The sequence below is a fragment of the Vibrio sp. LB10LO1 genome (assembly GCF_010092875.1).
Lineage (GTDB): Bacteria > Pseudomonadota > Gammaproteobacteria > Enterobacterales > Vibrionaceae > Vibrio > Vibrio campbellii.
Map to the genome: position 1 here is coordinate 77,217 of NZ_JAADJW010000016.1, position 24,163 is coordinate 101,379.

A 24,163-nucleotide genomic window follows, 5' to 3' on the forward strand; every position below is an offset into this window, starting at 1 on the left:
GGAGGGGCTATGCGAAGGAGCATGCAAATCGCACCAAGACGTTCCCAAAAAGGGATCACCTTGGTGCTGATCAGCATGGTATTGCTGATCTTATTGGGCGTGGCGGCATTCGGTATTGACCTAAACCACCAAGTCCTAAACAAGACTCGCTTACAAAATGCGGTTGATGCAGCAGCACTTGCGGGCGCGGTTGTTGCTGATGAGACAAGTGACGTAGCAGCGGCAGAGGCGGCGGCTGTGACGACACTTGCTAATATCTCTGCTTCGGCGGGGAATTCAGAGTTGACCTTTACTGATAGTAATACTGCCGTAACGTTTTCTTCTGATAGGGCAACATTTGTTGATGCAGCCAGTTTCTCAACGCCAGCAGGTGAATACGATATTTACGTGCGCGTTGCGGTATCCGATATCGGATTAACTCAGTTTTTGAGTAGTATTTTTGGCATAAACAAAAATATTTCTGCTAGCGCGGTAGCGGGAAGAAGCGCTGCGATCAATTACAGCTGTAATTTAACACCGATAGCGATGTGTGGGGATCCACTAGGAGACGCGAGTAACGCATGGGGCTACAAACCACCAGGTTATGATCCGAACGTAGACACGGATCCATCACTGGTGCATGAGTTGAAAGTGGGCGATCAAGACAACACGGATATGGGGCCGGGTAACTTCCAGTTGCTCGACTTTGGTCAAGCTGGCGGCAACAGTGGTGCAGCGCTTGTGCGTGATGCGTTGTCTGGTGCTTACAATGGCTGCGCTGCTATTGGCGATACTGTGATAACGAAGCCAGGTAACAGCGCAGGTCCTGTGGCTCAGGGCTTGAATACTCGTCTCAATGATTTCTCAGGACCAATAAAGGATGATGGGACCGTTCAGCCTGATAAATACGTTCGCGAACCAGATGTACTTGCTGAGACAGATACGGTATATGCGGGTGATTTGTATTATGCCAATTACCTTCAAGAGTTGAGTGCATGTGAGGGGGGCGGCTCACCATGTGATGCATCGAGCTATACCGGAGATTCTGGCTTAAATGGTCGACGCATTCTGCGTATTCCGATTGTAGATTGCACCGCATCAACGGGTAAAACAGAATTTGACGTACTTGGGTTTGGCTGTTTCTTTTTGCTGCAGCGCATAGAAAACTCTGGGCAAGCTTCGGTATTTGGTCAGTTCTTATATGATTGCTTAATTAATAACGGTTCTACAGGGACAGATCCGACAGACAAAGGTTTCTATCGTATCCAGCTCTACAAAGACCCATTTAGTGGGGCATCGTGATATGTGGAAACTTAACCCAAAAGCTAAAGCGCAAGGTGGTCTTGCCATCATTGAGTTCATCCTTGCTTTACCAGTTTTGCTGATGCTAAGTGTGTTAGTCATCGATGTGTGTCGAGCGTTTATTCAATACACAGAGGTGAATAAGGCACTGCAAAATGGTGCGCGTTATGCGGTTGTTGATACCTATGGAACGCTGAGTTTTGACTCGATTGCGGATGAAGCCAGCATTAAAAATGTGGTTGTTTACGGGTCTCCAACCGCGAGTACCACTCCCATTATCGATTACATTGAAGTGGGAGACATTACGATCACGCAGCCTACAGAGACAAACAAAGAGGTGACGTTATCGGCAACGTACAATTACGTCCCCATTTTTTCTACATTGCCTTTTTCTAATCAGTCCTTGCAGTTCAGCATTGGTGCTACAACAACAATGAGGACGGGGCCATGAGACGACTTTTAACTAAGCAAAAAGGCGTGACTCAATTAGAGTTTTCATTAATTGCGCTCGCCGTCATTTTAGTTTTGTTTTTAATCATGGAATTTGCGGTTTACTTCTTTTCTGTACAGATGGTCAATGAGGTAACACGAAGAGCCGCACGTTTGGCAACCGTGTGTTACATCGCTGATCGAGATGATATTCCTAACTTATCATCAGTATCAGATTTGTACCCATCAGGCTTTACTGCAACTAACTTGGAAATTACGTATTTAGATGCGACTGGCGCTGATGTGGATGTTTCAGGGTTTCTATCGACACCTCCTGCAGACTCGGCAACATTAAATACTCAGTTTGCACAAATTCGATACGTAAGAGCGAGAGCAGTTGATTATACATTTCAGTTTTTTGTTTTGGCTGCTTTAATTAATGCTGTAGGGACTACTCCTGCTTTCGAAACTATATTGCCAGCAGAGAGTTTAGGAATATTAAGACCGGAAGGATCTGATGTGATAGAAGATTGCTAATGGAGTAGTGAAATGTTGAAGCCAGTGAAAATAAATGATGACAATTACAAGAGTTTAAAAACAAACTTGATTGTTTGGGTAGTGTATTCTACTACCAACTTTAAACTTCATTTGACAGATGAATTATCACGATGTGTGAACGTAAATATTGAATGGATTGAGCTCGAGTTATTTAACTTAGATTTGGTAAAGAGCAAGCAAATTCCAGACTTGATCTATATCGAAACGGGAGATAGTTGGGCTCAAAAAGTTGCACATGTCTACTCCAGTGACAGCAATTTACAGCATAACCATACTGCTTTAATCGTATTTGGTGATGAGGCGGATACCGCGTCTTTAAAAATGGCGTTGCGCCTGGGTGCAACGGATTATTTCTCTCGCTCTGCGGATCTAGAGGAGATTTACCCGCTACTAAAATCAATCGCAGAAGAAAAAATCTACAACAAGAAGATGGGGGATCTAACCTTATTCATCAACACGAAAGGAGGTTCTGGCTCTACGACACTTGCGCTCAATACCGCGATAGAGCTATCAAGTTACGCTAAAAGTAATGTGTTGTTAGTCGATCTTGATATGCAATTTAGTGATGCTGCGGATTATCTCAATTGCAAACCAAAATATAATATTAACGATGTCGTTGAATCGGTTAATGATTTAGATGAACTGTCTCTTGAAGGATTAGTACATAAACATCCTTCTGGTCTCAATTACCTTTGTTTCGAACAAGGTAATTTAAAGAATAATTATAAGTACGCGAATGAAGTAAGTAAGTTGCTTCCAATACTTAGACAGTTTTACTCTCATATTATTGTTGATATGTCACATGGTATTGAACATACATTCCAGCAAATTGTTTCGCCAGCCACTCATGTATTTTTGGTTATGCAACAAAACGTTACTTCAGTGAAGCATGCAGTTAATTATATTAGAGCATTAGAACTCGACTATGGTTTAAATAATCATCAGGTTGAACTTATTGTGAATCGATTTGAGAAAAAGTCGACCATATCATTGAAAGATATTGAAAACGCCGTTGGTGGCCACTCTATACATTTAGTTCCTAATAACTTCGCTATTGCGATTGAGAGTGCAAATTTAGGTAACCCAATTGTTCAATCTACAAAAAATAGTGCGATAAAAGCTTCTTTGGCTGAAATCTCACATTTATTAGAAAGCCCAACCAAGAAAGATCAAAGTTGGATTAAGAAGTTTTTTTCTTAATAAGGGGGAGTCATGTTTTTCAAACGAAAAAGCGTTGGGAGTGCGTTTAATACTGCCGACGATACGCAAGATCAGAGAGCTCAAAGTGAGGACCTTGTTGGTGTAGATGGTGATGCTGCTAATACTAATACTGACACGACAGCCTTGTCTCCTGTTGAAGCAAAGATCAAAGCCATTGAAGAGCAAAAGAAGCAGCTTGAACAAGACCTTGCTATCAAACACTATTATCACAAGAAGCTATTGGACACCTTAGATCTCGGTTTGCTTTCTCATCTTCAGGAAGACCGAGCCAAAGAAGAATTACGTGAAGCTGTCGTACAGCTGATAGCTGAAGATCAAACCCACCCCCTGAGTTCTGAGGCTCGCAATCGTGTCATTCATCAAATCGAAGATGAAGTGTTTGGCCTTGGCCCACTAGAGCCACTTCTGGATGATCCGACAATTTCAGATATCTTGGTAAATGGCCCCAAAAACATCTACGTAGAACGTTTTGGTAAGCTTGAAAGAACACCACATACCTTTTTAGATGAGCGCCATCTTCGCAACATTATTGACCGAATCGTTAGCCAAGTAGGGCGACGCATTGATGAAGCCTCACCGATGGTGGATGCGCGTTTGAAAGATGGCTCTCGTTTTAACGCCATTATCCCACCTCTGGCCATTGATGGACCGTCGGTATCAATACGTCGTTTTGCTGTCGAACGACTCAATATGGATAACCTACTAGAGCTCAACTCTTTGTCTCCAGAAATGGGTAAGTTCCTTAATGCTGCGGTTGTCGGGGAAATGAACATTCTTATCTCAGGTGGTACGGGTTCGGGTAAAACCACCACACTGAATATCCTCTCCGGTTTTATTCCAAGTGACCAGCGTATTGTCACTATTGAGGACTCTGCAGAGCTTCAACTACAACAGCCACACATTATTCGCTTGGAAACGCGTCCGTCGAACATTGAAGGCAAAGGGGAGATCTCTCAAAGGGATTTGGTGAAAAACTCACTGCGTATGCGTCCTGACCGAATTGTTATTGGTGAGGTTCGTGGTGCGGAGGCGGTGGATATGCTTTCTGCAATGAACACCGGTCATGATGGATCTCTGGCCACCATCCACGCCAACACGCCACGAGATGCCTTAAGCCGAATTGAGAATATGTTCTCAATGGCCGGGTGGAATGTCTCAACAAAAAACTTAAGAGCGCAGATTGCCTCCGCGATAAATATCGTAGTCCAAATGGAGCGCCAGGAAGATGGTAAACGTCGTATGGTCAGTTTGCAGGAAATTAACGGTATGGAAGGGGAAGTGATCACCATGTCGGAGATCTTTACTTTCCGCCGACAAGGTGTAGACAAAGATGGCAATGTTCTTGGTGAATATGAAGCGACCGGAATTGTGCCTAGCTGTCATGACCACCTGATTAAACGAGGCTTAGACGTACCATTCGAGATCTTTAACGAAAAAAGCCGTTAGGAGAGGGCGCTATGGAAAGCCAATTCCCACTATTTCTAGTACTGCTGTTTTTATCCGTCTTCTTTATTAGCCAAGCGTTAATACTGCCTTCTGCGGGTAAGAAGGTGAAACACAAGCAGTTAATTAAGCGAATTCATGACAGTCATAAGCACATTGATGAAGAGAGTATTTCACTACTTAGAGAGAACTCGCTTAAGAACTTATCACCTCTGGAGAGATGGTTAGTCAACTTTAGCCTTTTTGATGGATTGAAGAAGAAGTTGGAATTGGCTGGCATTTCAATGGGTTTTACCCGATTTCTATTTTTGTCTTTTCTTGCCGGTACCGCAGTAGGTCTGATTATTTTTGTCTTTGGCCAAGTCTGGTATATGTGTCTTGGAGTGACCATTGCTTGCTGGGTAGCGATATACTTCTACCTACAAAAGATGATCGCCGATCGTTTGATGAAATTTGAGGAGCAGTTACCGGAAGCGCTCGATATTATCAAACGTGTTCTCCAAGCCGGCCAACCTATTACCCAAGCTTTTGGCGAAGTAGGTCGGGAAGTGAGTGCTCCATTAGGGCCAGAATTTCTCAATACCTTCAATCTGCTTAACTACGGTTACGACTTAAGACTGGCCATTATGCAAATGTCTGAGCGTACACCTACGGTCTCCATGCTGGCTTTTTCAAGTGCGGTGTTATTGCAGAAAGAAACGGGCGGTAACTTAGTTGAGAATATTGAAAAACTATCTCGAATCTTACGAGCTCGTTTTAAGCTGGCGCGCAAAATCAAAACCATTTCTGCTGAGTCTCGTATGTCTGCTTGGGTGTTAGTTTTGGCACCCTTTGGCCTCTACATCATCATTTCTCTCGTGCGACCAGATTACATCGAGCTTCTGCATACCAGCCCAATGGGCATCAAAATGGTTATAGGTGGAATGATCTCTCTGTTTATTGGCACTTTGTGGATTCGTAAAATCGTTAACATTGAGGTGTAGATATGAACTTAGAAAGCCTTCAAGGTTGGTTAGGTGGTTTGGCGGTTAACCAAGAAACACTGCTATTTGCCCTCATTTTGATCACCACTGTGCTGGTGGTTATGACGGTCGGTTCTGTTGTGATGGGCGTAAACTCTCCAATCAAAAGAAAGCTAGCAGAGCTTTCAGGGGACAAGAAAGAAGCGCTACCAACGAATAACAAAATGACGGATACGCTTGAGTCCCTCGCACCGTTGACTTCCCCAACCAGTGAAAAAGAACGTCAGACGACACGTAATAAATTAATGCATGCGGGTTTCCATCAAAGTAACTCGTTATCGATGTTCTATGCCATTAAATCGATCACGACCATTATTGGTGTGATGGTGGCGACTTTAATTTATTTGACCATACCTGAGTCAAAATACCTCTACACTTATATGGCACTGGCTGCATTAATTGGTCTGATTACACCGGACATGATCTTACGTCGTATGGTGAACAAACGACAAAAAGCCATTAGAGCGGGCATCCCAGATATGTTGGATTTATTGGTGGTGTGTACCGAATCAGGTTTGGGTTTCAATGCCGCATTACGACGTGTTGCTGACGAATTAGTGATTTCACATCCGGAACTGGCTGATGAGATTGATACCGTATGTAACAAGATCCAAGCAGGTAAGCCTATGCCAGAGGCGCTTAGAGAATTGGTCGTGAGAACGGGTTTAGAGGAGATTATGGGGCTTGTCAGCATGCTAAGCCATGCTTCAAGGATTGGTGGGAGTCTAGTCAACTCTCTGCGTGAGTACACGGAAGATTACCGGGATAAGCGTCAGCAGGCGGCAGAGGAAGTCGCGGCAAAAATCCCAGTAAAAATGATGTTTCCTATGGTGCTCTTTATCTGGCCATGTTTTTTCATTGTGGCGGTTGGTCCTGCATTGATCACGTTGGCAGAGGCCTTTTCTAAATAAAACACAAATAGGGATCGTTATGTGGATTAAGAAATTTGCCATTATATCGTTGTTGTTGGTTACTGCGTGTTCAACAACAGACTCGTCGTCCGATTTTGATTCGGAACTCTACGCTGGTAAGCCAGTCGAATCGCTCACTAATGACGAACCACCAAAAACAGAGGAAGAGGCAATTTCTCGCGGTGATATTGCGCTGAGCAACAAGAATGCCGACTTGGCTTTGTATGAGTACATTCGTTCTTTGTCATTTCCAAACGCTCAACACAAAGATAAAACCTTGTATACCGTCGGTCGCATTCACTTGGCTCGTAATAACTTAGAACTGGCAGATAAATCGTTTCGCGCTTCGTTAGCAGAGAATCCAGAACATATTGGTTCTTTACAAGAGCTAGGCGCAATGTACACCAAACGCGGTGACCGTGAAGCGGGTAAAACCTATTACATTAGAGCGCTTAATGCAGATCAAATCCGCTTGAAGGGCGACCCGAATATTACCAAAGATAATATCTCTAAGGAGACCGTCGCCACTTACCGTTACGATGATAAATCGCCTGTTGGTGCTTATTCAGGACTTGGGGTGCTGTACGATATTCGTGGCGATCATGACTTAGCACAGATCTTGTTTAGAAAAGCGTTGGACATTAACGCGAGGGATGTGGATGCACTTGTGAGCTTAGGCTATTCGTACTACATGGAAGAGGAGTATTCAAAAGCGACGCACTTTACTAAAGCGGCGTTGGGCCTCCAACCGAGTAATGAAAAAGCCATCAATAACTTAGGGCTCATTGCGATTGCCAAGGAGCAACCGCGTCAAGCATTGAATATTTTTAGTCGCCACATGACAGAACCTGAAGCTTTGAACAACGTAGGCTATTTCTTGATTTTGAATGGTAAACCCGATGAGGCGATACCTTACCTTCAGCAGGCGATAGACAAAAATCCAGCTTATTACGATTTAGCGAATAAGAACTTAGAGCGCGCGTTATCGATGGTGAGAGAGCAAAAAGACACTTCTACAGCGTTTCTCCAATAAGCGTTTTTAATGAGAATCACTCAATGACCAAAGTCACTCTTGATACTAAGAGTGGCTTTTTTATGACTTGAGCTTACTGGAATAGAGTCGGAAAGCGTTTTATGAATCTACCCACTAACTTCCACAGCAAGACCGTCAATATAATCGACATGTAACCATCAACTGCGTAGTGCCACGCTAGGTGTACTGAGCCTATCTGGGTAAGCACTGCAAATGCATAGGCAAAGTAACCTAATATTCTGTTTACACGGTAAAGGCTCAAGGCTAATAGGACTGCGATAGAGACATGCATACTGGGCATGGCTGAGATACCCGCGCCGATATTATTGCTAGGTTCAATATACCCTTCCCATAAATAGTCTTGAGTTGGGAGAGCCCAAAGAGGGCCCGCTTCTACACTCTGCAAATATTCGCTTTGTTGATTTAACTTGTTCATGAGTGGTGCAAATTGATTGTCGCCATTTAAGAGCTCAAGAAAGCATGGGCCAGCGGAAGAAAGCAAAGTGGCAAAAAAGGCGCCAATGAATAACCAAGAGAAGACAAACGTTAGCAAGAACTGTTGCCTCAATAATGGTTGCTTTTTGTAGATTAAAAAGAATATCAGCACGCCCCACATAAAGAAAAACCATGCGTTGTAAGCGATGTTGATAACCCAAGAGGCCCATGCACTAGGGAGTAACGAGTGCGTAAGTTCCCATGGTGCAATGCCAAAGTGAAGCAGCTTATCAATATTGGCCAGAGCGTTATCTAAACTAAATGGATGGATGCTTGGGATCAGTGATTTTAGGAAGGTATGATTCGAAAAAACGAGGTTCATACACAGCATCAGAATGAAGACAGAAACGGTTCGACTTAACGGCAAAAAGATTTGTTTGAGCTTGGTGAAAAACTGGCGTGAAGGGCGTTTTTCCTTCTTTATGATCAGATAAAAGTAGTAATAAAGACAGCAGCTCAGAAAGGTGACATAAAACGCGAGGGCGAGTGTTTCTAAGTAAGTTGTGAAGGAATAGTCGATTGGGGAATTTAAATACAGAGAACTAAGATAAAGAATGCTGGTTGCTGCTATGCAATAGTAATAAAGCACTCGATCTTGGTATAAATGTACCTTTAAATCACCAAACCAAAGCGACACTTTTTGCTGCCAGTTAAGTGGCAATTCGTAATTATTATCTTGCGCCATAGATGATCCATCACCCTGATTTTCCCCACCTTATATAAGCTTAGTTGAGAAAACGGGCACTCGTGTTGGCGTGCCCGTTGTTTATGGTTGGATGATTTGTTTGCTTTTGGATAACAAGGCGTAAGCGAAATAACTTACATCATGCCAGTCACAATGCCTGCCGCGACAAAGAACACAATCATCCAAAGCACCGACAAGTTAAGTTTCTTATGTAAGTAGAAGCCAGCTATCACAAGAGCGATATCAATTGGGGCAACCACAGCGCTGCTGAATACTGGTTGGTAAAGTGCTGCTAATAGCAAACCAACGACCGATGCGTTTACGCCGTTGATTGCGCCTGACACGGCAGGTTTACCTGCCAGCGCTTGCCAGTTCTTTAGCACGCCAAGTAGCAATAAGAAGCCCGGTAAGAATACACCCAATGTTGCGACCAACGCGCCTAGGATAGGTGCATCAGACAGCTCGTAACCAATGTAAGTCGCGAAGGTAAACATTGGCCCCGGTACTGCTTGCGCTGCGGCGTAGCCTGTTAGGAACGCGTCTTGGCTGAGTTGATCGCCAACGATGTTTTGCAGTAGCGGAAGTACCACGTGACCGCCACCGAACACTAAGCTACCCGCTTGGAAGAAATCGCTAAACAATCCAAGCATTGGCAGGGTGTGAGCCACAAACGGCAAACCAATCAGAAGTACCGCGAACAGTGCCAATGGTGCAATGGTTGGTTTAAAAGGTTTGGCAGGGGCTGCGGATTCTTTCTTTAGATATTGAGTACCAATCAAACCCGCCACCACAAGTACCAGCATTTGAGTTACGATGCTCGGTGCAACCAATAAGGCAATCGCGGTTGCCACACACAAGCCAGCTGTTAGTTTGCTTTGACAGAAGTTTTTGTACATTCCCCAAGTCGCATCCGCCACCACAACGACCGCAAGCAACTTCAAGCCATGAACGATGTTTTGGAACAATGCCGTATCAGTGATCTGGCTGCTTACCATCGCAAGCGCCAACATGATGATCACGGAAGGCAACGTGAAGCCAAGAAACGCCATGCATGCGCCGCCTAAGCCTCCACGTTGGTAACCCAGAGCAAAGCCAACTTGGCTAGAGCCAGGGCCCGGTAAGAATTGGCTCAAAGCCACGATCTGTGCGTATTCGCTGTCATCAATCCATTTGAGCTTTTCAACGAACGTTTGGCGGAAGTAACCGATGTGCGCCGCAGGGCCACCAAAACTGATCCAACCAAGCCAAAAAAAGGTTTTAAAAATGGTAAACATGTTGAGCCTGTTAAATCTCCAATAAAACTGCATCTACTGTAAGAAATGTACTAAGATGACTCAAATTAATAGTTTTAATTTCATCTATGAATGAAATGGGATGAGGTTTGTTCTGTGAAAGATGACATCCAGTGGCGCAATATCGACTTAAATCTGTTGGTGACCTTTTCTTACCTATATCGCTATCGAAGTGTGAGTTTGGCGGCGGAGAAAAGCTTTGTCAGTCAGTCTGCCATGAGTCATAGCTTGTCGCGTTTGCGAGTGCTGTTTGATGACCCATTGTTTGAGCGTAAAGGCCATAAGATGGACCCAACCGAGCACGCGCATCATATTGCGCCGACGGTGCATCATTTATTGGACTCGATCGCCAAAGACTTACTGACGAAGTCCGCTTTCCAACCAGAAAACTACGCCGGCGTGTGTCGCATTGGTTTAACCGACTACGCCGAGTTCATCTTCGCCCCACTGCTTTATGATGAAATCCGTAAGCGTGTGCCAGAAGCCCAAATCAGTTTTATTAACGTCAACCGCAGCAATTACGTGGCGATAACGGAGCACGATAAGTTAGATGTCATCATCGGCAGTATGCCTGTGCTCGACGATAACTTTGAGAGCCAGTATCTCTACACAGAAAAGCACGTATGTCTGTGTGATAAGCGAGTACTGAAAGGCGAAACACAATTGTCGATTCACGCTTTTGCCAATATTGAACAAGCCCTAGTGAGCCCTGATGGCAGCTTGAGTACACAAGTAGACAAAAAGCTTGCTGAACATGGCTTGAGCCGAAAAGTCACCGTTGCCTCACGTAACTTCCTGACGATTCGAAACTTGCTTAAACAGCGAGAGTTGGTTGCGATTGTGCCGGAGAAAATGGCGCAAGCGGAAGGGTTCTCGGACGACTTAGTGAGTGTGCAGCCGCCGATTGCGGTGGCGGATTTTGATATCGCTATGTTGTGGCATACCAGCCGTAACAACGAGGATAAAGGGATTTGGCTGCGTCAGCTGGTGGCAGAATTGATTACAGGTAATTGATCTTATAAGGGCACCACGAGGGTGCCCTTTAAGTAACCGAGCTATAGGTCGTTTATACTTGCGTTACTGGCTCTTGTGCCTTTTCTTGCGTTGCTTGTTGTTTGATAGCTTGCTTCTTTTCAAAGCGAGAGATCCACCACCAAGCCAGAGCAGAGAAGACGGCCGTCATAAACACGTTGATGAAGAACGCACGTACCAAATCAACACCTGTCGGGAATGCCGATGCGGTCATGCTCACCACGAAGATGACAATCAGTACAGACACCACACTCATGCCCACTTTGCGTGAACCCATACGGAAGTCGCGCGGTGTATCGTCGTGTTTTAGACGGAACACAAAGTACGCAATCATGATGAAGATTGGCGGTAGCATCGCCGTACCTGCCGTTAGGTTGATCGCTTGGTTCATCATGTCTTGTACGGATTCTGAACCAAAGCCGTTGACGATCAGCATCACCACAACGAACGCGAATTGCCACCATGCTGCACGCACTGGTACACCGTGTTCGTTTAGCTCTGTGGTTTTCTCGCCGTATACACCTTTTGGAATTTCAGAGAAGTGAATTTTTACTGGTGCCGCAGTCCACATCATCATTGAGCCAAACATCGCGATGAACAAGATGATGCCAACGAAGCGGCCAACCAATACTGTTGAAATGTCGAAGTATTGCGCCATACCAGTAAAGATTTCTACCATGCCGCCAGCGTATGTTAAGTCTTCACGCGGAACGAACACGTTCACCAAAAGTGAGCCAATAGCGTACATCGCACCAATCAAGATGCCTGCCATGATGATCACTTTGATGAAGGCTTTTTGGCCGCCTTTGACGTCTTTCAGGTAAGCCGCTGCAGTTTCTGCACCACCTGCTGCTTGGAAGATCCAACACATAATGCCTAGCGTTGCCCAGTTAATGGTTGGGCTCATTGCTTCTAGCGTGATTGGTTCTGCTGGCGTGTAGGTGTCGCCGCCTAATGCCATTAGCGCGCCGAGAACGTAAATGCCGAATAGGGCAAACACACCGTAAGCAACCAGCTCAGAAATTTTGCCCAACCAAGATGCACCTTTGGTTGAAATGTGGGTCGCCGCTGCGAACAGAACAATCGAGATCACCGACGTCACCATTGGTGAGAAGGTGTATTCGTAACCAAGCATCGCGTAAGACGCGTAAGCAATCACGTTTGGTAGCAGAGACACAAACCAGAATAGGTTCACGAACCAGTAGAGGAACGAACCTAGGTAAGCGGCTTTAGAACCAAGCGGTTGTTTAAGCCAGTCGTACATGCCTGACTCAGAGTTTTTGTTCGCCGAAACGAACTCTGCAATGATGAATACAAATGGAATGAAGTAAACGATCGTCGCGAAAAGGAAGATAGGGGCAGAGCTAAGGCCAAGCTCAATGTTGTTGTTCACGATGTTACGGACGTTAAATACCGCCGCAAATGTCATCGACAGCAAGGCGAATTTGCCAATGGTGCCGCGCATAGATTCAGACATAGAGTCCTCCGATGAATCACGTCAATTCCCTTCGTAACTCAGTGATAGTGCTATTGACCGTTTTATCATCCTTGGGCGAATACTATTCGTAATCGCGTGGGATTTCTGAGGTCTACAACTGATCTGTGATCTGAATTACTTTGGGTTTATTTAATTATTTTGTTGTTAGGCCAGACGCGTTGTCTGGCCTTGCCTGTAAGCCGTTATTTATTTAGGAAATAGCCATCTTCGATGGTCACTTTGAGCACCACTTTTCTTACTCGGTTGTCACCGTGGAAGCGGTACGCTTTATCGTTATCAAAAATTGCCACTTGGCCTTCGCAAAGCTCGCGAGTCTCACCTTGACCAGAGAGAAATTCGCGGTCAGTTTCATCACGGTATGCTTGCTCTAGGCGTAAATCGGATTTGTCGGCGAGCTCCACAGTTTCGCGACCTTCTAGGTAGTAATGCACGTCGAAGTAGCGGCGGTTCCCTTCAAACAGGTCGGTTTGTTTTGTGCCGTCTTCAATCATGTAAACCAAAGAGTCACCAATCGAATACATCACGCCGTCTTTGATGTTGGCGATGTTCTCAATCGCTTCCACGCAGCGGTTCCATTTACGACCGTCGCGGTACACGACTTTGAATTGTTCTAAGTTGTCTAACACGATCATGGATTACGCCTCGTTTGCTGTTTGAGTATTAGGTTGAGTGAAGAACGCATTGTCGAAATCATGGTTTGCCATGGCTTGTGCACTGCAATCGCCTGCTTGAAGTGGCATCAGTGTTAGGCCATAGCGGAACTCGTCCATGTACACACGGTATGAATCAAGCACTTCGCTGCCCCATGAGTTTGAGCCCAGTCCCATCACTTGATGGTCAAGGTTGAGCGTGATGTAGCCGCTCTTCTCTAGCTCAATGGTGTGTTGCGCTTCGTGCAGGTTTTGGTTGGTGTAGAACCAAGCACTGAAGTTGATTTCTTGCTGTGGTTTTACCAATAACCCCGTGCCGTGGCGATTCGTCAGTGACGCCCAACGAACGTGTTGGCGGTTGCCGTTGTTTTGTGGGAACGGGTAGTTCTCAAACATGTCGGCTACCGTGCTGTGGTAAACATCAATCAAGTTCGCTTGGCGGCTGTCTTGGTAGTTTTCTTCAGGGCCACGACCGTAGTAACTCACTTGGTCAAAGTTGCCGTTGATGCCCAAATCCAAGCCAATTACAGGGATAACGTGCGGGTAATCGCCATAGCGTTCACCGCTCAGTTCCACATTCAAGTGACCTTGTGCGTTGATTTGGTAGCGGTAGGTACAGCGCATGCCAAAGTCGAATACCGGTGGTGCAACGATGCTGGTGGTCGTAATCGAAACCGAATCATCCGTTGCGTCGACTTGTAGCGTGCGGAAGTGCTCCTGCATGATTTGTAAGTGCGCTGGGTGCCACAAACCTTCGTACTCTTGTTTGTGGTTATCAATCATTGGCTTGAAGAAGTTCAGTCTAGGCTCAGATTGAATCAGCTCTTCACCATTGACGCGCCAAGAGGTCAGCTTGCCGTTGACTTTAGAGAAGGTCAGAGTGAAGTTGTGGCCTTCAATTACATGTTGCAAGCGGCTTTCTGTCGTTACTAACGCTTGCGCATTGTGGTTCACAAACTCGGCTTCACTTGCTGTGTTTTCTTTTAGCTGGAACTGGTAGCTCGCGATGTCGTGGTTTGCTTCGCTGTACAGAGTTCGACTGTCTTTACGCACGGTGAAGTTAATAAAGGCTTCACGCTCGTCCAGTTCAGGCAAATTAATCGTGATTTCACGTGCGCTGTTCGCTGCAAGCTCTTCGACCTTAAACTGCACGCAGCGCAGCGTTTCACCTTCCGCTCGGATATCTGCAGTGATGGTGTAATCATTCAGGTTGGTGAACCACAATTTGTTTTCTACGGTGAAGGTGTTTGTCGTGCCTTCTACTGCTTGAATTTTCACTGGAGCGATGACTTGTTTGTACTCTTTCAAGCCCGGTCCAGGTGTTTGATCTGGGTAAATCAAACCATCCATACAGAAGTTGTAGTTATTCGGGTAATCGCCGTAATCACCGCCGTATTTGTAAAATTCTTGGCCGTTTTCATCACGTGCTAATACGCCGTGATCACACCATTCCCATACGTAGTGACCTTGAATGTGGTCGTGCGCATAGAACACGTTTTGGTATTCCGTTAGACCGCCAGGGCCATTACCCATCGCGTGTGCGTATTCACAAATGATGCGTGGTTTCTCGTGTGGGTGCTCACCAAAGTGATTCATGAGCTGCGCACGTGAGTACATGGTAGAAATTACGTCGACGACTTCTGCATCGCGGTCTTCTTCGTAATGCACCAAGCGAGTGTTATCAATCGCTTTGGTTGCATCGTACATCGCGCGGATGTTGCAGCCGTAACCGGACTCGTTACCCAGTGACCACATGATGATGGAAGGGTGGTTCTTTTGGGCGTGAACGTGGCGTTCTGCGCGGTCTACGAACACACTTTCCCAAGCTGCATCGTTGGTGATGCGGCTGAGATCGCCAACGTTCGCGAAGCCGTGGGTTTCTACGTCGGTTTCTGCCATTACGAACAAGCCGTAAATGTCACACAGTTCGTAGAAGCGTGGGTCGTTAGGGTAGTGCGCGGTGCGAACTGAGTTGATGTTGTGTTGCTTCATCAAAATCAGATCTTTCTCGATGCGCTCCATGCCAACTGCACGACCTTTTAGGTGGTCGTTATCGTGGCGGTTCACACCGTGCAGCATCACGTATTGGTTGTTGATGTAGAAAAGACCATCACGCACTTTGATGTCGCGGAAGCCAACGCGCTGTGGGATCACCTCAATCACATTGCCTTGTGCATCTTTTAACGTGATGAACAGTTGGTATAGGTACGGATTTTCCGCGGTCCAATGGCTTGGGTTCACTACATCAATGGCAAAGCTTGTTTGGCTGTTGTCTTGGATAGTCAGTGCATCACATTGACCACTGGCAATCACTTTACCTTTGTCTTGTAGTGCGTATTCCAGCGTGTAACCAGATACAGCCGTAGTAGACAGGTTTTCTAGCTCAACTTGGCAGCTTAAAGTGGCACTTTGGTAATCGTCGGCGAAATCAGTACGAACAGTCAGGTCTTGGACGTGAACGTGCTCTTTTCCGACAAGGTAAACATCACGGAAGATACCCGCCGTCCACCACATATCTTGGTCTTCAATGTAAGTCGAATCTGCCCATTGCATGACGCGTACAGACAATAAGTTCTCACCTTGTTGAACGTAAGATGAAATGTCGAACTCAGCAGTTAAGCGGCTGCCTTTGCTAAAGCCAACGTAATGACCGTTTACGTAAACTTCGAAGTAAGTTTCAACGCCATCAAATTTGATGATGGTTTGTTTGTTGTCCCATTGCTGGCCAAGCGTGAAAGTGCGTTGGTATGCGCCAGTTGGGTTGTCGGTTGGGACAAACGGTACGTCGATAGGGAATGGGAAACCTTCGTCAGTGTATTGAAGGTCACCGTGGCCTTCCATCTGCCACATGTTCGGAACGGTAATGCGTCCCCAGTCTTCCATTTTTTGAGAGTAAAACGCTTCAGGTACCAAAAGCGGGTTAGTGAAGTAGTTGAATGTCCATTGACCACTCAGCAGTTTAAAGCGGCTGCTCAGTTCGCGTTGGAACGTTTGTGCGTTTTTAACCGAATCGTATGAGAAGAAGTAAGCACGTGGTGCCATACGGTTCTCATGTAGGTGAAGGAAGTTTTCCCAGTTGTTCACGTTTGTTCTCCCCTCGGCTTAGCTTGGTCATTTCGGCGCGGCATCGTCAGCGTCGAATCTGCCCAAGAGAAATGCAGCCGATGTATTGTGAAAAGGCTTATTAGTTATCTGGGAAAGATATTAGTAAAAGTTTTACTAAAATAAATTAGTGAAAACGTTTAACTTTAACTCGATCACGTTTTAATACGTGATTGGTGAGCAAGATGTGATCAGCGTAAAGGAATAGCATCCCAAGCTTATTTGCTGGGTAAAACGAGTAAAAAATAACGGGGATTTAGAGAAAGGAAATAAAAAAGCACTGAGGATTCAGTGCTTTATAAAATAAGAATGAAGAGGGAGAACTACTTAGTCGTGCCGCGCAGTTTGAGTTTGCTTGGTACGTGAACTTGCAATGGCAGCGCACGACCATCGCGGTATTTTTCTACCAATAAGTTTACCCCTTGTATGCCCATCATCTCTGAGTGAATGCGCACAGTAGAGAGCGGTGGGAAGGTAAAGCGAGCGGTTGGAATATCATTCACACTGATCAGTGCAATGTCTTGTGGAATGTTTAAACCGAACTCATGGATGGCACGTAAAACCCCAATCGCAATCGAGTCTGATGCGATAAAGAGTGCTGTTGGAAAGTCGCCTTTTGCCAACATCGCTTTGGCTAAGTCGTAACCCGATAGGCTAGAAAAATCGCCGCGGTAAATGTCGTTCTCTGATACGACACCTTTTAGGTTTCCGTATTCCACAAACGCGTTTTCACGAATGTCCGCCGTGTTGGGTTCGTCTTGTCCGCCAATGAAACCAATGCGCTGATAACCTTGTTCGACGAAGAAGTCGACAACTTGCTTACTGATGCGAGCAAGATCGATATCAACACTGTCGTACACGCTGTCGCTGTCTGAGAAGTCGATATAACAAATGCTGTCTGCGAGGCGCTTAGGTAGTTTATTGATGATCGCTTTATCGGTTTTACCAACCAAAAGGATACCGGTGATCTTTTGCGTTTCGACATCGATGACGCTGTCGTAGCAGTTGGTTAATGTAATGCCCAACCTGTCGCACTGGGTTTCAATACCGTGACGAATCGACAGGTAGTAGGGGTCATTCACCTCAGCTTCTTGCTTGTAGTTATACAAAGCTAAAAAGTGGTGTTTTTGTTTCGCCTCTTTGGTGGCTTTTTTCGAACTGCTGGTGCGGTATTCCAGCTTTTCAGCAATCTCTAAGATGCGGTGTTTGGTTTCTTCTTTTACGCTCAGAGTCGGATCGTCATTCAACACGCGTGAGACGGTTGCAAGTGAGACGCCCGCTTCTGTAGCGATATCTTTTAGTGTTGCCATGTTCACTTCCCGTTGGCAAAGCTCACTGTCCCAGTGAGATAAGCAATAATCCCACCATTGTAAACAGCTACTTATGGATGCACAAATTTTTAGTAAAACTGTGCGAGGAGTGAAATGAAGCGAGCACCGCGATAAGAGGGTTTTTTAGGCAAACAAAAGCCCGAACGGCTAGGACAATCCGTTCGGGCTCTGTTATTTATCATTACCACTTAACACGAGTGGTAGGGCGGTAAGGTTAAACCTAAGACTTTTTACCTTTGGTTTTATCTGGGTCGACAAGTAAGTGGTCGAATACATGGCGAATGAATGGTGCCCCGACTTTTGAACCACCGTTACCGTGCTCAATCACAACTGTCGCTACGTATTTTGGGTGGTCGTACGGCGCAAAGGCAGTGAACAATGCATGGTCAAGCAGGTGGTTAGCAAGCTTTTTCGAGTTGTAGACTTCGTCTTTACGCAAGCCAAATACCTGCGCCGTCCCCGATTTACCACCGCTGCTGTACTCTGCGCCTTTAAATGCGCGGCGGCCAGAACCATGTGCGCCATTGTTTACCAAGCGCATCGCGTTGATTGGAATGTCCCAGTATTTATCTGGCACACCTTCAATTGGCGGTAGATCTTTCGGTGCAACGTCGACTTGGTTTTCAAACTCTTCACCATGTTCAATCACGGCTTTAAGTAGGTGAGGTGCTTTCATTTCACCATGGTTGATAAGGAACGAAGTCGCTTTGGCGATCTGCATTGGCGTCGCTGTCCAATAGCCTTGACCTATACCGATAGGCACAGTGTCGCCCTGATACCACGGTGTGCGATGGCGTGCGACTTTCCACTCACGAGTCGGCATGTTCGCACTGCTCTCTTCATAAATATCGATACCGGTTGGCAAGCCAAAGCCGAACTTGTTCATCCATTTCGAGATGCGGTCGATGCCAAGGTCAAAGGCAGTTTGGTAGAAGAAAGAGTCCACGGATTCTTCAATCGCTTTAGTGACATCAACATTACCATGCCCCCAACGTTTCCAATCTCGCCATGCTTTTGAATTCGGTTTCGAGCCAGGAATACGCCAAGAACCGTGATCGTTACGCACCGTCGTTGGCGTAATCACATGTTCCTCAAGCCCCGCCACTGCCATAAATGGTTTTACGGTTGAAGCCGGAGGGTAAACACCAAGCGTGGTGCGGTTTACCAAGGGGTGAGCAGGATCGTTCAATAGTGATCGGTACGCTTTGCTGGAAATGCCGTTCACAAATGGGTTGGGGTCATAACTTGGGCTAGATGCCATCGCGAGTACGCTGTTGTCTCGTGGGTCGAGCACCACAGCACTACCTTGACGATGGTCGAGCTCTTTGTAGACGTATTCTTGTAACTCGATATCAAGGTTTAGCACGATGTCTTTACCCGGAATCGGCGGTACGTATTTGATGGTACGAATGACACGGCCGCGGCTGTTTACTTCGACTTCTTCATAGCCCTTAGTGCCATGGAGAAGGTCTTCGTAGTAGCGCTCAACACCCAACTTGCCGATGTTTTGTGTTGCTTGATAGTTCTGCGCTTTGCCTTCTTCATCAAGGCGACGCAAATCTCGGTCGTTGATGTGCGAAACGTAACCTAGGACGTGCGTCAGCTTTTCACCGTAAGGATAAAAACGCTTGAGGTCGGCAGTCACAAACACGCCATTGAACTCATGCTGATGAACAGAAAAGCGCGCGACTTGTTCGTCATTCAGCTCATTCATGATGGTGACAGAACGAAAGCGGCGAGTGTGCTTGTAGCGTTTTTTAAAAGCGTCGACTTGTTCTGGGGTGATGTCGACGTAATGACGCAACTTTTCAATTAGCGCATCCGGATCGCCTGCTTGCTCTGGGATCATGTCAAGGTTGTAAACCGGGCGGTTCTCCGCCAGCAGTACGCCATTGCGGTCGTAGATCAAGCCGCGTGTTGGCGCGATAGGCAGGATTTTGATTCGGTTGTCGTTAGAGCGAGTCTGATAATCTTTAAAGTGGTTAACCTGCAAGTTGTACAGGTTCGCGACCAATCCACCCAGCAAAATAACCATGCCGAGGAAGGCAACGATGGCACGGTTCTTAAACAACCGCACTTCTTGGTTGTGGTCTCGAAATTCATTTCGCTTGCGTAGCATGAGGGCCCTTCAGATTTGTTTTTGTTCTTTGCATGCCCCGATAAAAGGAAAAGACGCGATTCGAGTCTTGTTACAAAAGGTTACATTTGGGGCGGGGCTACTGTAGCGGGCTTTATCTCTCGTTTTGTAAGAGCAATGTCAGGTATCGATTGCGGAAAATCATCTTTCTGGTTTGCGTGAATCACCATGTTTTTCTTATATTGTGTAAACGTTTATACATGTAAGTGTCATAAATCTTTCCCATTTTTCTACTCTAACCCAATTTTCTTTATTTTACTGATTCTGAATCGTGATGTAATTTTGTGGAAACGTTTACACTATTTTGAGTTTGATCACGGATCTGGATCGGTTTTGATTGGTAGACTTTTAGCCAGTTAAGAGATGAGCGAATTTGCTTGGTGATCAGGCTCAACCAATTTCCAAGCATCGAGCAGCAAAAGTGGAGAAGCAAAAGTGAAAGTTCTTGTCACAGGCGGTATGGGGTACATCGGCAGTCACACATGTGTCCAGATGATTGAAGCTGGTATGGAGCCAATCATTGTCGACAACTTGTGTAATGCCAAAGTGGAAGTGTTAAGCCGCATTGAAGCGCTAACCGGTAAGCAGCCGGCTTTCTACCAAGGTGACATTCGCGATGAAGCCTTTTTGGACTCAGTATTTGCCAAGCATGACATTCAAGCTGTGATTCACTTTGCTGGTCTGAAAGCGGTGGGCGAATCTGTCGCGAAACCATTGGAATACTACGATAACAATGTGAATGGCTCATTAGTGTTGGCGCGCAGCATGCGTAAAGCGGGCGTGAAAAGCATTGTATTTAGCTCATCGGCAACGGTTTACGGCGATCCTGACATTGTGCCGATTACGGAAGACTCTCCAACGGGGACTACCACTAACCCATACGGTCGCAGCAAGTACATGGTGGAAGAGTGCTTGAGCGATTTGTTCAACGCAGAAAACGACTGGAGCGTGACTTTGCTGCGCTACTTCAACCCAGTTGGTGCGCATCCATCGGGCACTATGGGTGAAGACCCTCAGGGCATCCCAAACAACTTGATGCCGTTTATCGCGCAAGTGGCAGTAGGCCGCCGCGAAAAACTGTCGGTATTTGGCAACGACTACCCGACGCCGGATGGCACAGGCGTGCGTGATTACATCCACGTGATGGACTTGGCAGACGGCCACATCGCAGCGCTGAAATCGGTAGGTGAAAAGGCTGGTTTGCACATTTACAACCTAGGCACGGGCAAAGGCTCTAGCGTTCTTGAGATGGTAGAAGCGTTCGCAGCGGCTTGCGGTAACCCAGTGCCTTACGAGCTTTGTCCTCGTCGCCCGGGTGACATTGCAGAATGCTGGGCAAGTACAGATAAAGCGGAGCGAGACCTTGGCTGGAAAGCGACGCGCAGTGTTGCGGAAATGACGGCTGATACGTGGAAGTGGCAGTCAAATAACCCACAAGGTTATTAAATAATTAGAGATTCCAGACATCTCGTGCCTCGATTCTGGAATGACAACGTTGAGCTATGAACTTTGTCATTCCCTAGAGCGAGGGACGAGCGTAGTAGGGAATCTCTAGCAAGCAGATTGATGAATTTTGGTTCTGATACCAAAAGCGAAAAAGTTGAGTAAGTAAGATGTCGAATGTTGAATTTAACCCAGTGGATCACCCACACCGTCGTTACAACCCACTAACGGGTCAGTGGATTTTGGTGTCACCGCATCGTGCAAAACGTCCTTGGAGTGGTGCCGATGAGAAGCCTGCAATTGATGAGCTACCAAGCTACGACGAGAAGTGTTTCCTTTGCCCGACCAACGAGCGTATTTCTGGTGATGTAAACCCAGATTACCAAGGCACGTACGTGTTCCAAAATGACTTCGCAGCACTGATGGTGGACTCTCCAGATGCACCTGAGTCAGACAACCCTCTGTTCAAAACGCAAGGTGTGCGCGGTTTGAGCCGAGTGATTTGTTTCTCGCCTGATCACAGCAAAACTTTGCCTGAGCTACCGGTCGACAAAATCCGTGGTGTGATTGACACGTGGAATGATCAAATCGAAGAGCTGGGTAAAGACTACGTTTGGGTTCAAGCATTCGAGAACAAGGGCGAGACCATGGGTTGTTCTCAACCTCACCCGCACGGTCAAATCTGGGCAAACAGCTTCTTGCCAAACGAAATCGAGCGTAAAGAACACAACTTAAAAGCGTACTACCAAGAGCATGGCAGCAACTTGCTGGTGGATTACGTGCAAGCTGAACTTAAAGATGGTTCACGCACCGTGGTTGAGACTGAACATTGGGTTGCAGTTGTTCCTTACTGGGCGGCGTGGCCATTCGAAACCATGCTACTGCCTAAAACGCACATTCGTCGAATGAGTGAGCTAACCGATGAGCAACGTGATGACCTTGCGGTTGCAATCAAAAAGCTAACCAGCCGTTACGACAACCTATTCCAATGCTCTTTCCCTTACTCAATGGGCTGGCATTACGCGCCGTTCTTTGAAGAAGGTACCGATATTGACCATTGGCAACTGCACGCGTTGTTCTACCCGCCACTGCTACGTAGTGCAACGGTTCGTAAGTTCATGGTTGGTTATGAAATGCTGGCAGAAAGCCAACGTGACTTAACCGCAGAACAAGCGGCGCAGCGTCTGCGTGACCTAAGCGATGTGCATTACAAAGAGCAATAAACCAATTAATGAATAGCCGGAGTTATCGCTGGTTTTACCTAAAACTCGGTCAAATTCTCTTTTATTTGTGAGTGGAGGGCTAACCCCCTCTAACTCCCCCTTATTAAGGGGGAGGACTAGACCGAGCGAATACGAAACTGGAAATCAGCACTTAACATCGGTTACAGCAATACCAAATTTATAATTTAAGAGAACGTCCCTATGTCTGATCTAATCCAAAATGTGAAAACTTCTTTTGAACAAGTGCTGGGTTACGCGCCAAGCCACATTATTCAAGCTCCTGGTCGCGTAAACCTGATTGGTGAGCACACTGATTACAACGACGGTTTTGTACTGCCATGTGCGATCAACTACCAAACCGTTGTGGCGGCAGCGAAGCGTGAAGACAACCTAGTGCGCGTGGTTTCTGTGGATTACGGCAACGCAGTTGATGAGTTCGACATCACGCAAGAAATCACATTCCAGCAAGACAAAATGTGGGCGAACTACATTCGCGGTGTGGTGAAGTGTCTGCTTGCTCGTGGTTACCAATTCTCTGGTGCGGATATTTCTGTTAGCGGTAACGTGCCTCAAGGTGCGGGTTTAAGCTCGTCGGCAGCGTTGGAAGTGGTGATTGGTCAAACCTTCAAAGTGCTGTTCAACTTAGAAATCAGCCAAGCGGAAATCGCGCTAAACGGCCAGCAAGCAGAGAACGAATTCGTTGGTTGTAACTGCGGCATTATGGACCAAATGATTTCGGCAGAAGGTCGTGAAAACCACGCTATGCTGTTGGACTGTCGTAGCCTAGAAACTGAAGCGGTATCAATGCCTGAAGACATGGCGGTGGTGATCATCAACTCAAACAAAAAACGTGGCTTGGTAGACAGCGAATACAATACACGTCGTGAGCAGTGTGAAGAAGCGGCGCGCATTTTCGGTGTGAAAGCACTGCGTGATGTGACCATTGAACAGTTCAATGAGAAAGTCTCTGAGCTAGACGAAATGGTTGCAAAACGTGCTCGTCACGTCATCACAGAAAACGACCGCACGGTAGAAGCGGCGCAAGCACTTCGCGCACACGACATGAAGCGTATGGGTGAACTGATGGCTGAGTCTCATGCTTCCATGCGTGATGATTTCGAAATCACAGTCAAAGAAATCGATACGTTAGTTGAGATGGTGAAAGAAGTGATTGGCGAGCAAGGCGGCGTGCGCATGACAGGCGGTGGCTTTGGTGGTTGTATCGTTGTAATTGTACCGCCAGCATTGGTTGACGAAGTGAAAGCAACGGTAGAAGCGAAGTACCAAGCAGCAACGGGCCTAAAAGAATCCATCTACGTGTGCCAAGCGAAAAACGGCGCTGGTTTAGTCGAAGTACTTTAAGTGCAAAATTGCTTT

19 protein-coding genes are annotated in these 24,163 nt (G+C 46.3%); 12 read left to right on the plus strand and 7 right to left on the minus strand.

Annotation, left to right across the window (positions count from 1 at the left end; translation table 11 throughout):
• The first annotated feature begins 9 nt into the window (after positions 1–9).
• From GXP65_RS13580 to GXP65_RS13615, 8 genes are read left to right on the plus strand one after another with little or no spacing between them, the layout of a single operon-like run.
• On the plus strand, positions 10–1,281 hold the full coding sequence (locus tag GXP65_RS13580; protein WP_162093041.1) for a pilus assembly protein TadG-related protein: 1,272 nt from the start codon (positions 10–12) through the stop codon (positions 1,279–1,281).
• 1 nt (position 1,282) lies between these two features.
• Positions 1,283–1,732, plus strand: a complete 450-nt coding sequence (locus GXP65_RS13585; protein WP_038892232.1) for a TadE family protein — start codon at positions 1,283–1,285, stop codon at positions 1,730–1,732.
• Positions 1,729–2,247 (plus strand): TadE family protein, encoded by a 519-nt coding sequence (locus tag GXP65_RS13590; protein ID WP_005427421.1) that lies wholly within the window; start codon positions 1,729–1,731, stop codon positions 2,245–2,247. The genes GXP65_RS13585 and GXP65_RS13590 overlap by 4 nt, the downstream gene beginning before the upstream one ends.
• A gap of 12 nt (positions 2,248–2,259) precedes the next feature.
• Positions 2,260–3,468: an AAA family ATPase gene (locus GXP65_RS13595; RefSeq protein ID WP_005427468.1), complete on the plus strand. Its 1,209-nt coding sequence runs from the start codon at positions 2,260–2,262 to the stop codon at positions 3,466–3,468.
• 12 nt (positions 3,469–3,480) lie between these two features.
• Positions 3,481–4,935, plus strand: a complete 1,455-nt coding sequence (locus tag GXP65_RS13600) for a CpaF family protein (protein WP_077200241.1) — start codon at positions 3,481–3,483, stop codon at positions 4,933–4,935.
• 11 nt (positions 4,936–4,946) lie between these two features.
• Positions 4,947–5,915, plus strand: a complete 969-nt coding sequence (locus GXP65_RS13605) for a type II secretion system F family protein (protein WP_005427474.1) — start codon at positions 4,947–4,949, stop codon at positions 5,913–5,915.
• Between the two features lie 2 nt (positions 5,916–5,917).
• A complete protein-coding gene (locus GXP65_RS13610; protein WP_038892229.1) occupies positions 5,918–6,865 on the plus strand; it encodes a type II secretion system F family protein in 948 nt (315 codons plus the stop codon).
• Positions 6,866–6,884: 19 nt separating this feature from the next.
• On the plus strand, positions 6,885–7,898 hold the full coding sequence (locus tag GXP65_RS13615; RefSeq protein ID WP_045451343.1) for a hypothetical protein: 1,014 nt from the start codon (positions 6,885–6,887) through the stop codon (positions 7,896–7,898).
• Between the two features lie 73 nt (positions 7,899–7,971).
• Here the strand turns inward: GXP65_RS13615 and GXP65_RS13620 are convergent, their stop codons facing one another.
• Positions 7,972–9,078, minus strand: coding sequence for a phosphatase PAP2 family protein (locus GXP65_RS13620; RefSeq protein ID WP_162093043.1), 1,107 nt, complete (start codon positions 9,076–9,078; stop codon positions 7,972–7,974).
• A gap of 134 nt (positions 9,079–9,212) precedes the next feature.
• Positions 9,213–10,352, minus strand: a complete 1,140-nt coding sequence (gene chrA, locus GXP65_RS13625; RefSeq protein ID WP_162093044.1) for a chromate efflux transporter — start codon at positions 10,350–10,352, stop codon at positions 9,213–9,215.
• 90 nt (positions 10,353–10,442) lie between these two features.
• Here chrA and GXP65_RS13630 point away from each other — a divergent pair, with 90 nt between their 5' ends.
• Positions 10,443–11,384, plus strand: coding sequence for a LysR family transcriptional regulator (locus tag GXP65_RS13630; RefSeq protein ID WP_205455537.1), 942 nt, complete (start codon positions 10,443–10,445; stop codon positions 11,382–11,384).
• Positions 11,385–11,436: 52 nt separating this feature from the next.
• On the opposite strand, the gene GXP65_RS13635 is transcribed toward GXP65_RS13630, so the two are convergent.
• From GXP65_RS13635 to mrdA, 5 genes are all read right to left on the minus strand, one after another.
• Positions 11,437–12,879: an amino acid permease gene (locus GXP65_RS13635; RefSeq protein ID WP_162093048.1), complete on the minus strand. Its 1,443-nt coding sequence runs from the start codon at positions 12,877–12,879 to the stop codon at positions 11,437–11,439.
• A gap of 203 nt (positions 12,880–13,082) precedes the next feature.
• On the minus strand, positions 13,083–13,532 hold the full coding sequence (locus GXP65_RS13640; protein WP_162093050.1) for a beta-galactosidase subunit beta: 450 nt from the start codon (positions 13,530–13,532) through the stop codon (positions 13,083–13,085).
• 3 nt (positions 13,533–13,535) lie between these two features.
• Entirely contained in the window at positions 13,536–16,634 is a 3,099-nt protein-coding gene (gene ebgA, locus GXP65_RS13645; RefSeq protein WP_162093051.1) for a beta-galactosidase subunit alpha, read from the minus strand.
• 341 nt (positions 16,635–16,975) lie between these two features.
• Complete coding sequence (ebgR, locus tag GXP65_RS13650; protein ID WP_005436560.1) at positions 16,976–17,962, minus strand: transcriptional regulator EbgR; 987 nt, start codon at positions 17,960–17,962, stop codon at positions 16,976–16,978.
• 241 nt (positions 17,963–18,203) lie between these two features.
• Complete coding sequence (mrdA, locus tag GXP65_RS13655; protein ID WP_020193936.1) at positions 18,204–20,102, minus strand: penicillin-binding protein 2; 1,899 nt, start codon at positions 20,100–20,102, stop codon at positions 18,204–18,206.
• Positions 20,103–20,555: 453 nt separating this feature from the next.
• On the opposite strand from mrdA, the gene galE reads away from it, so the two are divergent.
• The 3 genes from galE to galK all read left to right on the plus strand — a co-directional run bounded on the left by galE (position 20,556) and on the right by galK (position 24,148).
• Positions 20,556–21,566 (plus strand): UDP-glucose 4-epimerase GalE, encoded by a 1,011-nt coding sequence (gene galE / locus GXP65_RS13660; protein ID WP_162093053.1) that lies wholly within the window; start codon positions 20,556–20,558, stop codon positions 21,564–21,566.
• Between the two features lie 167 nt (positions 21,567–21,733).
• A complete protein-coding gene (locus GXP65_RS13665) occupies positions 21,734–22,786 on the plus strand; it encodes a UDP-glucose--hexose-1-phosphate uridylyltransferase (protein WP_009707482.1) in 1,053 nt (350 codons plus the stop codon).
• 201 nt (positions 22,787–22,987) lie between these two features.
• Positions 22,988–24,148, plus strand: a complete 1,161-nt coding sequence (gene galK, locus GXP65_RS13670) for a galactokinase (RefSeq protein WP_162093054.1) — start codon at positions 22,988–22,990, stop codon at positions 24,146–24,148.
• The last annotated feature ends 15 nt before the right edge of the window (positions 24,149–24,163 follow it).